General features: G+C 74.2%; 11 protein-coding genes. 2 read left to right on the top strand and 9 right to left on the bottom strand.

The window, feature by feature from the left end:
- Nucleotides 1-143: 143 nt before the first annotated feature.
- Both VR45_RS42970 and VR45_RS34565 read left to right on the top strand, forming a co-directional pair.
- Nucleotides 144-1,733 carry a serine/threonine-protein kinase gene (locus VR45_RS42970; RefSeq protein WP_052709602.1) on the top strand — a complete coding sequence of 530 codons (1,590 nt, stop codon included), beginning with the start codon at nucleotides 144-146 and terminating at the stop codon, nucleotides 1,731-1,733.
- Between the two features lie 86 nt (nucleotides 1,734-1,819).
- A complete protein-coding gene (locus VR45_RS34565; protein ID WP_045943867.1) occupies nucleotides 1,820-2,587 on the top strand; it encodes a hypothetical protein in 768 nt (255 codons plus the stop codon).
- Between the two features lie 133 nt (nucleotides 2,588-2,720).
- Here VR45_RS34565 and VR45_RS34560 read toward each other — a convergent pair whose 3' ends face one another.
- The 9 genes from VR45_RS34560 to VR45_RS34520 form a co-directional block, all read right to left on the bottom strand.
- Nucleotides 2,721-3,218: a GNAT family N-acetyltransferase gene (locus VR45_RS34560; protein ID WP_045943866.1), complete on the bottom strand. Its 498-nt coding sequence runs from the start codon at nucleotides 3,216-3,218 to the stop codon at nucleotides 2,721-2,723.
- Nucleotides 3,215-4,540: a DUF6271 family protein gene (locus VR45_RS34555; protein WP_045943865.1), complete on the bottom strand. Its 1,326-nt coding sequence runs from the start codon at nucleotides 4,538-4,540 to the stop codon at nucleotides 3,215-3,217. The genes VR45_RS34560 and VR45_RS34555 overlap by 4 nt, the downstream gene beginning before the upstream one ends.
- A 399-nt stretch (nucleotides 4,541-4,939) precedes the next feature.
- Complete coding sequence (gene infA, locus VR45_RS34550) at nucleotides 4,940-5,164, bottom strand: translation initiation factor IF-1 (RefSeq protein ID WP_045943864.1); 225 nt, start codon at nucleotides 5,162-5,164, stop codon at nucleotides 4,940-4,942.
- A gap of 97 nt (nucleotides 5,165-5,261) precedes the next feature.
- Entirely contained in the window at nucleotides 5,262-6,062 is an 801-nt protein-coding gene (locus VR45_RS34545; protein WP_045943863.1) for a GNAT family N-acetyltransferase, read from the bottom strand.
- 640 nt (nucleotides 6,063-6,702) lie between these two features.
- Complete coding sequence (locus VR45_RS50855) at nucleotides 6,703-7,272, bottom strand: zinc ribbon domain-containing protein (RefSeq protein ID WP_353612747.1); 570 nt, start codon at nucleotides 7,270-7,272, stop codon at nucleotides 6,703-6,705.
- Between the two features lie 440 nt (nucleotides 7,273-7,712).
- On the bottom strand, nucleotides 7,713-8,312 hold the full coding sequence (locus tag VR45_RS34535) for a phage tail protein (RefSeq protein WP_045943861.1): 600 nt from the start codon (nucleotides 8,310-8,312) through the stop codon (nucleotides 7,713-7,715).
- The gene (locus tag VR45_RS34530) at nucleotides 8,309-10,270 is read right to left on the bottom strand and encodes a putative baseplate assembly protein (RefSeq protein ID WP_045943860.1); all 1,962 of its coding nucleotides are present in this window, start codon (nucleotides 10,268-10,270) and stop codon (nucleotides 8,309-8,311) included. Before VR45_RS34530 ends, VR45_RS34535 begins: the two co-directional genes overlap by 4 nt.
- Complete coding sequence (locus VR45_RS34525) at nucleotides 10,270-10,692, bottom strand: GPW/gp25 family protein (protein ID WP_030307173.1); 423 nt, start codon at nucleotides 10,690-10,692, stop codon at nucleotides 10,270-10,272. The genes VR45_RS34530 and VR45_RS34525 overlap by 1 nt, the downstream gene beginning before the upstream one ends.
- A partial coding sequence (locus VR45_RS34520) for a PAAR domain-containing protein (protein WP_045943859.1) occupies nucleotides 10,692-10,902 on the bottom strand: 211 nt, incomplete at its 5' end. The genes VR45_RS34525 and VR45_RS34520, both read right to left, overlap by 1 nt.

Here is a 10,902-nt window from a genome sequence, read left to right as displayed (position 1 = left end):
GTCCCGACCCGGCTCCCCGGGGCGCGTGGACGTCCGGCGACGATTTCGTGATCGTTCTGCCGGTCCGCAGGTGGTCCCGGGGCGGTAGCGTCGGCCCCGGAGGGGCGGCTGGGAGGCTGCTCCGGGGCGAGGGGAGTGCAGGCGTGGAGCCGCTGGAAGCGGACGATCCGCAGTGGGTGGGCGAGTACCGGGTGCTGGGCAGGCTCGGTTCGGGCGGGATGGGCCGGGTCTACCTGGGCCGGACCACCGGCGGGCGGACCGTGGCCGTCAAGCTGGTCCATCGCGACCTGGCCGGGGACCCGGAGTTCCGGGCCCGGTTCCGGCACGAGGTGGCGGCGGCCCGGAGGGTCGGCGGGGTGTGGACGGCACCGGTCCTGGACGCGGACACCGAGAGCGGGCACCCCTGGGTGGCCACCGGCTACGTCGCCGGGCCCGCGCTCAGCACCGCCGTGCGGGAGTTCGGGCCGCTGCCCGACCCCGCCGTCCGCGCCCTCGGGGTCGGCCTCGCCGAGGCGCTCGCCCATGTGCACGGCCTCGGGCTGGTGCACCGGGACGTCAAACCGTCGAACGTGCTGCTGACCCTGGACGGGCCGAGGCTGATCGACTTCGGCATCACCCGCGCGCTGGACTCCACCGCCGGGCTCACCCGGTCCGGCCAGGTGTTCGGCTCGCCGGGCTTCATGTCACCGGAGCAGGCGAACGGGCTGCCCGCCGGCCCGGCCGGCGACGTCTTCTCGCTCGGCGCGGTGCTCGCGTTCGCGGCGACGGGCACGATGCCGTTCGGCTCCGGGGTGAGCGCGCCGGTCCTGCTCTACCGGGTGCTGCACGAGGAACCCGACCTCTCCGGCCTGTCCGGCCCGCTGTACGCCGTGATGCGCGCCTGCCTGGCCAAGGACCCCGCCGCCCGCCCGGCGCCCGGGCAGCTGCGGCGGTTCCTGGACGGCGACGGCGCGGCCGCCGCCCGGCTCGGGCGCGGGGACTGGCTGCCGCCGGGGCTGGCGGCGGCGGTCGGGCGCAGCGCCGTGCAGCTGCTGGACCTGGAGGGGGAGCGGGGGACGGGCTGGACGGCCCCGGGCCCGGCCCCCGCGCCGGCCTCGGCCGTGACCCCGCTCCAGCTTCCGCAGCCCCCGCCCCCGCCGCCGCTGCCGACCTGGTCGGCGTCGCCGGGCCGCGCGAGGTCGCCCCGGCGGGGGTACGGCGCCCTGGCGGCCGGGCTGGTCGCCGTCCTGCTGCTGGGCGGCGGCGGGTACCTGCTGCTCGACCGGCTGCGCGGGCAGGAGCAGCAGAACGCCGCCTCGGAGCCCGGGACGTCCGCTCCCGCCGCGTCCGCGCCCGCCGTGTCCACTCCCGTCCCGTCCGCGACGACCGCCGGGCCGGGCATCGTCCCCGCCAAGTACCTCGGGAAGTGGATCGGTCAGCGCACGGCCGCCAACGGCGACGTCACCACCGTCACCCTCACCATCGTCCAGTCGGCGCAGAGCGAGGAGAAGAGCAAGATCCGCGCCGAGACGCCCAGCACCGGCACCTGGTGCGAAGGCGCCTGGACGCTCTCCGAGGCCGACGAGAACCGCGTGACCTACGCGTCCCGGGCGACCGGCTCCTCGCCCGGCGACCAGTGCATCACCGACCGGTCGGTCTACCGGCAGATCAGGATGCAGCCGGACGGCGGCCTCCAGTACTGCACGGACCTGCTCAAGCCGGACCAGTACATCGTGCTGCAGAAGTTGGGCTGAGGCCGCCCGGATCCGCCGGGAACCGGATCAAGGGCGCGGCCGCTCCTCATTGTTGACCTTGCGTCCGTTCACTGCCGAGGAGAGCCATGGCCACCACCGTCAACTCGTTGATCTCCCGCCTGCACGACCTGCTGCTCGGGCACCTGACCAACAGCGGCGTCGACGTGGTGGCGGGCCTCCACGACGTCGTCGCGCGCGCCTCGGCCCTCGGCCCCGGCGGCGCGTGGCTCGCCGCCGCGGCCCACGCCGATCTGTCCGACCTGGCCGTCGCCCAGGGGCAGGTGGACCTCGGCCTGCGCCACCTCGACGCCGCGGTGGACGGCGGCTACAACGACTGCGTGGCACTCCACGTCCCCACCGTGCGCCCGCTGCACCAGGACCCCCGCTTCCGGGCCGCCTACGGGCGTATGCGCGTCACCCAGGCGGACCTGGACGAGTTCTTCTGGCTGCACCGGGAGATGCAGATCGCGGTGAGCGACGCCCGCACCGCGACCGTCGACAACATCGGCCGCCTCGACACCGGGGTGTCCCTGCTCCCGCAGGCCCCCCTGCCCACCCGCGAGCCGAACACCCCCGGCGTCCTGATCACCCGCATCCACCTCGCCGTGATCCAGGGCGCGCTCCAGCAGAGCGCCGTGAAGGCGGAGTTCCAGCGCAGCGCCGGCAACACCGCCCTCGACCTCATCGACGGCACCTGGGACCCCGCCCGCGCCCGGTACGACGCCCGGTACGCCGACGACCTCGACACCCGCCGCCACCACGCCGCCCAGGCCCGGGCCTTCGTCGAACGCCCCGGCGCCTCGACGGCCCTCGCCCCCTGCCCGCCCCTCGGCTCCATCCACTACCCGGCCTGATCCCGGCCCGGGCGGGTGCGAGATCCTCCTGCGTCCTCCCCCCGCACGATCGCCTCCGACGAGGACGGTTCCCGGCGCATGCGCGCCGGGAACGTCGGGCAGTGTCGACCGGGGCCGGGGGTGCCCCGCGGAATCAGCGCACCGGCATCGACATGTAGACCGCGCGCCGCCCGTAGGACGCGGGGACGGCCACCTCCCGGTGCGAGCGGTAGCCGATGATCCGCAGCAGGATGTCCGCCCCGCGCACCGCGACCATCGAGATCTGCGCGAAGCCCAACTCCTCGGCCCGGGTCCGGAAGTGCCGCATGAACCCGAGCGCGACCTCCCGGCCGCGCAGGTCCTCGGCGATCACCAGATCGTGCACATGCAGGTTGTCCGACTCGAACGCGGTGTCCTCCGCCCGGGCGAGGTCAGGGCAGCGCAGCGGCGGGTACGGCAGGCTCAGCAGGTAGCCGCGGACGGTGCCGCGCTGCTCCAGCACGAAGCAGGTCTCCGGTGAGGCGACGGCGCGGGACTGCAGCGCCTCCCGCCCCTCCGACAGGCCGTCGGCCGCGTAGGCGTCGTGCTCCAGCGCGACCACGGCGTCCCAGTCCTCGTCGGCGAGTTGCCGGATCAGGAAGTCCTCGCTCACCCGGCAGCCCCGTCCAGGCCGGGGCGCAGGCCCTCGGCACGGGCGGCGGCCACCATCCCGGCCCAGGACTCCACCAGCACCGCCCAGCGCTCGGCGTCCTCCTGCGCCTCGTCCATCAGCTGCTGCCGCTTCCCGGCCACCACGTCCGCGAGTTCGGCGTACTTGCCGCCCAGCTTGCGGTAGGAGCGGTCCAGGACGTCCAGGCAGTGCTCGTTCCCGGCCCGGTCCCAGTCGACGCTGCCCCGCACCAGGTCGAGGATCGGCTCGACCTTCAGCCGGTGCTGCTCGTCCAGCAGCCCGCGGCCGTGGTCGATCATCCCGCCGTAGACCGGGTACAGGTACAGCATCGAGAGCAGGAACTTCACGAACCGCATCTGGTACGAGATGAAGCCGGCGCCGATGCGGCGCTCGGGCGTGTAGTAGTTGACGATGTGGCGGTTGTGGACGACACCGGGCGACTGCGAGTGGACCAGCGCGTGCAGCAGGGCGTAGTCGCAGCCGATGGTCTCGATCGAGGGCAGCAGCGGCAGCACCTCGTAGGCCCGGTGGTCCAGCGCGATGTTGCACATGTAGACGTTCCAGATGTCGGGCACGCCCAGCACGGACTCGTCGGCGTCGAACGGCTCGGCGCCGACGCCCTTGAAGGAGAGGTCCACCATCGCGTCCCGCTCCTCGTCCGACCACACCGGCGGGGTCCACAGGCGCACCAGGTCGCGGTAGACGGCCGGGTCCAGTTCGAGGATCTCGCCGATGTCCACGTTGAGTTCGCCGAGGAAGGAGCCGCTGACCAGCATCACCGGCAGGTCGGCGTCGGCCGGGTCGAGCTCGGAGCGGGTCACGACGGCCGCCGCCTCGCCGGCCGGCCGGCCGATCGAGAGCAGCTCGTGGTGGATCGGGAAGACCTTCTCGCCGTCGACGACCTGGAAGTCGGCGTCGTCGTTGCGCAGATGCGTCGAGGTGCAGCCCAGGGCGGCCGCGGCGAGGAAGAGCCGGTTGACGCAGGAACCGTACGCGACGGCCGGCGGAAGCATCAGGTCGAGCAGCAGCTCGGGGTCGGCGCCACCGGAGCGCTCGGCCACCCCGCGCAGGAACTCCCGCTGCTGCGCGTTGCCGAGGTGGTGGACGAAGACGCCGGGGGTGGGGACCAGCGCGGCCACGGCGTCCGCGTTCTTCGCGAACTCGGCCTCGTCGGTGGTGTCGAGGACGAGGAGGTGCACCTCGACCCCGAAGGTCGCGACGGCGTAGGCCGCCTCCTCGGCGAGGTCCACGATGGTACCGGGGCAGGAACGCATGGTGGGCAGGGCGAGGCAGACTCGTTGCATCTGTGGAACTCTCCGTCTGATCGTCAGATTCGGTACGGCGGCGGTCGGTTGGGCGCTGGACGGCGTGCGCTTGGCGTACGCCGACGCCAGAACGGCGTCCCGGGCGGACCTCCACGCCGACGTCCCCCGCCGCGCATGCGGCCTCCCTGCCAGTGGCCCTGCTCCACCAAGGTGGACTAGACCAACTTCAGTGTCAACGGAGTGCTTTCAGGGAGCGGGCGGCGACACGCCGACACTGCCCGATGGGGCAGGCGCCGGTGCCCCCGCACGAACTTCGGCGGTGCCCCGCTGCGGTCCGGTCGGGGTCGCGGCCCCTTGCTGCTCGGCGGCCACGACCCCGACCCGTTTCCTCCCGGTGCCCTTCCCCGGGCCGGCGACCCGGGACGTCCGGTCGTACCGCTACGAGCGGTACCGGTACCGGATCCGGCCGCGGGTGAGGTCGTACGGGCTGATCTCGACGAGGACCCGGTCGAAGGGGAGGATCTTGATGTAGTTCTTCCGGATCTTCCCGCTGATGTGGGCCAGGACGGTGTGCCCGTTCTGGAGCTCCACCCGGAAGGTGGCATTGCGCAGGCACTCCGTGACGGTGCCCTCGACTTCGATGCCGCCTGCTGTTTTCGCCATGCTGTCTCACTTCTCCGTCCGGGGACGGTCGTGTTGTCGGGGGCCGGGAGCGGGCCGGGCATGGAGCCGGCCCGCGTCCTGGCCACGGGGTGGGGAGTCAGGGGCGCACGAGCTCCAGGGCGGCGCCGCCCGTGCGCCGGGCGCCGATGCTTTCGAGCAGCGCGGTGGCCGCCGGGTTTGCTTCGTCGGCCTCCGCCCAGGCCGACACCGTGCCGGCGCGGTGCAGGGAGGCCAGAGTGTGTGCCAGCAGGGCCCGGGCGATGCCCCGGCGTTGCCGCTCGGCCAGGACGGCGATCAGCCCGATCCGCGGCTGCCGGGTCAGCGGTGCCACCCGGACCATTCCCACGTAGCGGTCGGCCTCCCGTGCCACGGCGTACTTCGACGGATCGGCCATGGTGGACCAGGCCGGCCGGGGCAGGACCTCGGCCGGCATGGTCCGCCAGCCCGCGCCGGCCTCGACCTCCGCGCGGACCAGGCGGTCCAGGGTCCGCAGCGGCGCCTCCTCGGCCTCCCCGGCGGGGACGAGGGTCACCCCCGCAGGGGGCGTCACCGGTCCCAGTCCGGTGACCCGGGGATCGGTGGGCACCACATAGCCCCACTCGCGTCGTCCGGTCGTGAAGCCGGCGCGGTGCCAGGCCGCGGTCGATTCGTGGTCCGTCTCGTCGACGACCGCGTACAGCGGTGCGGGCAGGGCGGCGGTCATCGCGGCGGCGATCCGGTCGAAGGCCGGGGCGTGCCAGGCGTCGACGCTGACGAACAGCCGCCCGTCGGGCCGTTGCGAGGCATCGCCGCGGCCGACCGGCAGGCCGTCTTCGACGGCGTGCCACTCGGTGTCGGTGACCCGGGTCACCACGGGCGGCCGGTTGTCGGACCAGGGCTGGGAGGGAAGGGAGTTCATCGGTGTTGCCTTTCGGAGAGCCATGTCGAGGCGCTCCCGGCGACACCTGTGTCAATCGCCCGCCGTGACGACATGGGGGAGCACCCACCCGGATACAGCCTTCATGGGTCTCACCTCCTCGCGTTCCTTCACGGCGTGCCGGACGCTACCAGCCGGGCGCCCGCCGGACCAACGGGTTATTTCATGCAGGGGGGACGCGGAGCGCTGGGCGCCGCCAGGACGGCGGGAGCGGCGCCCTCGCTCCTCAGGAAGCGTCGCTCCCGGGCGGCGCGTCGCGACAGGGGTTCCGCGGCTTGGGCACGGCCTTGACCTCCAGGACGTCGAGCACGGGCGCCGCGGTGGCGGGCGCGTCGGGGACCCGTTTGTGTGCCAGGCAGTAGGCCACCGGCTCGACGCGCCGCCCCGGCTCCCACGCGCCGGGCCGGAGGTGTGCAGCCCGGGGCCGACGGCTCGACGTGTCGACGGTCGGAACACCCACCGGCCTGCTGTCCCGTCCGGGCCCGCGCCCGACGGCCAGAGGCGGGAGCCGCCCGGTTGCAGCTGGCAGCCGGGTGCGAAACCCTTGAAAGTGAGGCCATTTGGGCCCTGCCGATCGTGAACATCACGGTGAGACCCGTGAGCACGGCGCACGCGCGGGGACTCAGCTCCGCTGGAAGAACTCCAGCTCGGCCAGGGCGAGATGGCGGTCGCCGTCCAGGCCGGCGGGGGAGTCGAGGGTCAGGCGGACGGTGGTGGCGTCGCTGATGCCGGTGGGGAAGGTCTGCGGGCCGGGCTTGTCGACCAGGGTCAGCTTCTCGACCGTCTTCCGGCCGTCCGAGGCCGTCACCTCCAGGTCGATCCGCAGGGCCCGGCCCTCGCGGGTGTAGTCCTCGGGCGAGGTCGAGGCGCCGTTGGTGACGATCACGGCCACCAGGCGGAAGGGCTTGGCGAAGGTGTAGGTGAGCGAGGCGCCGGGGCCCGGTGCGCCCCAGTAGCGGTTGCTGAGCCCGTCCGTGGCGTTGCCGGCCGGGTGGCCGGGTACCTCGGCACTCGCCTCCACGCGGACCGGGGTCACCGGCTTGCTCTTGCCCAGTTTGTCCCGGGTGTCCTCGATCAGGTGCCGGCCGGCCGGCAGCAGCAGGAAGCCGCCCGCGCACAGGGCCAGCACCACGGCCAGGATCACCAGGAAGCGCGTCGTCCGCCCCGAACCGGCCCGGGTGCGGCGGCGCAAGGGCCGGATCCTCCGCCACCAGGGGAGCGGCGGCGGGGCCGTACCGGGCGTGAGCGGGGTCGCGCAGCGGCGGGAGAAACGGCGGTCGGGCGGGTTGGGCGTGCCGCAGGAGGGACAGGGTGTCCCGGCGGCGTCCTCGTCCACCGGGACCGGCCGGACGACCGGACGCGGTGCGACGGCCTTCGCCGGCCGCACGGGCTGTGGCGAGTCGGGGGGAGGAGGGTCGGCGGGGCGAGGGGGCTCGGCAGGAGGTGAGGGGGCAGGTGGTGAGGGTTCGGAGGGAGGCGAGGGGTCGGGTGGGGAAGGTTCGGAGGGAAGTGAGGGGTCGGCAGCAGGGGCCGCCGGGGTGTCCGACCAGTCCAGGTACGAGCCGCAGTTGCCGCAGAAGCTGTCCGTCGGGCCGTTGGACGCCCCGCACGCGGGACACTCGCGCATCACTGTCACCCCTCTTCACTCGTGGGCGGTCCCGGTAGGACCTCCACCCGGCAGACCGTGTGGACCGGGCACAGGCGCCGGACCAGCGCGCGGACCCGGTCCGCGTCGACCTCGTGCGCAGCGTCCACCTCGTGCGCCGCGTCCACCGCTCCGCCCTGCCGAGGCCACACCCGGACGACCACCTCGTCGGCCGGGGCGGGCGGCAGCGCGCCACCGGCCGTGCTCGACCAGGCGGCCCCGCCGTCCCCGGCGATCTCGGCGGACACGCCCAGCACCAGGCGCAGGGCCTCGACCAGGCCGCGCCGGGTGCCGCTCCAGCGGTGCAGTTCCACCGCGCGGGCGACCGCCTCGCGGCGCAGCGCCAGCGGCCAGCGCGGGTCGTCGGTGCCGCCCACCCAGGTGGCGAGCCAGGCCAGGAAGTCGGCCGGCGCCAGTCGCGGATCGAAGTACGAGGGCAGGTTGTCGAGGGTGGTGAACACCGGGGCCAGGACGGTGTCCAGCCCCGCCGTGAACCGTTGCGCGAAGTCGTCGTCGGCGTACAGCGCGGGCAGCTGCTCGCCGATCGGGTGCCGACTGGGCAGGTCAGGGACGGCGGCCCGGCTCATCCGCGCACCTCCGGCTCCCGCGCGGTCACGACCACCTGGTGCTGGTAGGAGAAGACCAGCGCGCCCGCGCCGACGTCGATCCGGTCCACCGGGGCGCCGCGCCGACCCGTCACCGGGTCGGCGGCGAACAGCCGGATCTCCTCCACCACCACCTCCCCGACGGCGCGTTGCAGCACGCCGAACAGCTCCCCGTACTGCACGGGCCGCCCGAACGGCCGGCCCGTTCCGCCGGGTCCGCCGCGCAGGGGGTCGAGGTGCCGGTAGAGCGCGTCGAGCGCCGCGTCGCGCACCCGGTCGGCGTCCGCGGCCGGTGCCGAGAGCCGGGCGACGACGGTGACGCCCTGGTAGAACGGCGGCTCGACGAGGAGCCGGGTGCCGATCAGGCGCCGCTCGTCGAGGGCCGCGGTGATCCTGGCGAGGACCTGGTCGGACGGGATCAGCTGTTCGAAGCGCAGCCGGCCGCCCTCGTCGGCCACCGCGTCCGGTACCACCAGGACCCGTACCGCGCCCGCACCCGCGTCCAGGTCGGGCAGGCAGCGAACCCGGCGCACCGAGGGTGCCGCCTGCCGGGCGATGACCTCGTAGTCCTCGGCGGTCACCGCGCGCTCCTGCATGCGCAGCGTCTCCGGTGCCCGTAACTTGGCGTTGTCGACGGTCTCCCCGGCGACACCGCCGCGCGCCGCCTCCCGGTTGACGACCCGGGCGATGTACGGGACGGAGCTGCGCAGGACGGAGACCGCGCCGCGGGAGACGTTGCCCGCCGGGCCGCCGCCGGTGCGGTAGTGGGCCACGCGGATCCGGGCGCCCTTGGCCGGTACGGCCCCGCACGGACGCAGGGTGCCGTCGGCCTCGCGCAGCACCGGCGGGAACGCGAACTCGCCGGTGGTGGCGTCCACCCGGACGTGCCGGTCGGCCGGTCCCGAGTGCCCGAAGTGCTCCACCACCTCCCAGCGCTGCCAGCCGTCCGGCGAGGACACCTCCACCACCGGGGGTTCCCCGTCGAGCAGCACGGGCGGGCGGCCGAGCCGGAAGGACTGCCCCGCCACCCCCTCCGACACGCCGAGCGGTACGTCGGTCACCCGCTCGGCGTGCTCCACGGCCGTCGTGCCGCCGACGGTGAAGACGGCGGCCTCGCGCACCGTCGGCGACTCGGAGTAGAACGGCTGCCCCGGCTCCGCCTCGGTGACCCGGCAGCGCAGCCAGCCCGCCCGGGTCCCGTTGACCAGCGACGCCGTATGTCCGGCCGGAACGTACACGATGACCTCACCGGGCCGGTTCAACCCGCCGGTGGTGTCGGAGCCGGTCTCGCAGCGCTGCCACCGGCCGCCGTCCCACGCCTCCCACACCAGCGGGGGCTGGCGCGGGTCGACGCCGACGCCCTCGACGCGGCTGTCCAGGCGGACCGCGACCACGCAGCGCGGCACCGCCGTCGGCAGGCCGAACAGCAGTGCGTCGCCGGGCTCGGGCGCGGCCTGGAAGCACGGGACGTCCCGGCCCTCGGCCAGCGCACCCGTCCGGTCGGTCTGCTCACCGGTGCGGGGCGCGGTGACCAGCCGGGTCAGCTCGCTCGGCACGATGCGCAGGTCGTCGGTGGTGGCGAAGACCACGGCCGCCTCGGTCTCGCCGGCCGCGGTCGTCACCTCGGTGCCCGCGGGCAGCGTCACCGTCTCCGGTTGGGGGGCCGACAGCCAGAAGTCGACCTCGGCGACGGCCGCCGACGGCGGGTACAGCCGGATGCCCAACAGGTCCAGGAAGGCCAGGTAGTTCTTGTCCGGGACCCGGTTCAGCCGGTACAGCAGCTGGTCCACGAGATAGGCGAAGGTCTCGATCAGGGTGACGCCCGGGTCGGAGACGTTGTGGTCGGTCCACTCCGGGGCGCGCTGCTGCACGTACCGCTTCGCCTCGTCGACGAGCTGCTGGAACCGTCGGTCGTCCAGGTTGGGGGAGGGCAGGGCCATCAGTCCGCGACCGTTTCCTCGGTCCCCTCCTCGGAGGGGATCGTGTAGAAGGGGAAGACCAGGTTGCGCCGGTCGTTGGTGGTGCGCACCGTGTAGCGCACGTCGATGTAGAGGGTGGCCGTCTCCACCGCGTCGAAGGCCACGACGACCTCGTCCACCGCGATCCTCGGCTCCCAGCGCTCCAGCGCCTCGCGCACCTGCTGGGCGATCCGCCCGGCGGTGACGCCGTCGCCGGGGGCGAAGACGTACTCGTGGATGCCGCAGCCGAAGTCGGGCCGCATCGGTCGCTCGCCGGGCGCGGTGCCCAGCACGAGGCGGATGGCTTCCTCCAGTTCCCGCTCCCGCTCGACCATGGCGATCCCGCCGGTCGGCCCGACCCGCAGCGGGAACGCCCAGCCGCGCCCGATGAACCGATCACCCATCACAGACCTCCGATCAGCACGTCCGGCGCACCGGTCAGGACGGTCGCGCCGCACGCCGCCCGGTCGCGGGCCCGCGCGGCGGGCAGTCCGCCGATAAGCACCGCACCCCCGGTGACGGCGGCCGGGTTCGGCACCAGCACGTTCCCCGGCCCCAGGGCCGCGTGCGGCGGTACCGGGCAGACGTGCAGGCTGCCCACCACGGCGGCGGGC

The organism is Streptomyces sp. NRRL S-495 (assembly GCF_000966955.1).
GTDB classification, from domain to species: domain Bacteria; phylum Actinomycetota; class Actinomycetes; order Streptomycetales; family Streptomycetaceae; genus Kitasatospora; species Kitasatospora purpeofusca.
This window is presented reverse-complemented; position numbering and strand designations above follow the sequence as displayed.

Coding starts and splice junctions, on each gene's coding strand:
- VR45_RS34565 (WP_045943867.1), top strand. CDS start 1,820: ATGGCCACCACCGTCAACTCGTTGATCTCCCGCCTGCACGACCTGCTG.
- VR45_RS34555 (WP_045943865.1), bottom strand. CDS start 4,540: ATGCAACGAGTCTGCCTCGCCCTGCCCACCATGCGTTCCTGCCCCGGT.
- infA (WP_045943864.1), bottom strand. CDS start 5,164: ATGGCGAAAACAGCAGGCGGCATCGAAGTCGAGGGCACCGTCACGGAG.
- VR45_RS34545 (WP_045943863.1), bottom strand. CDS start 6,062: ATGAACTCCCTTCCCTCCCAGCCCTGGTCCGACAACCGGCCGCCCGTG.
- VR45_RS34535 (WP_045943861.1), bottom strand. CDS start 8,312: ATGAGCCGGGCCGCCGTCCCTGACCTGCCCAGTCGGCACCCGATCGGC.
- VR45_RS34530 (WP_045943860.1), bottom strand. CDS start 10,270: ATGGCCCTGCCCTCCCCCAACCTGGACGACCGACGGTTCCAGCAGCTC.
- VR45_RS34525 (WP_030307173.1), bottom strand. CDS start 10,692: ATGGGTGATCGGTTCATCGGGCGCGGCTGGGCGTTCCCGCTGCGGGTC.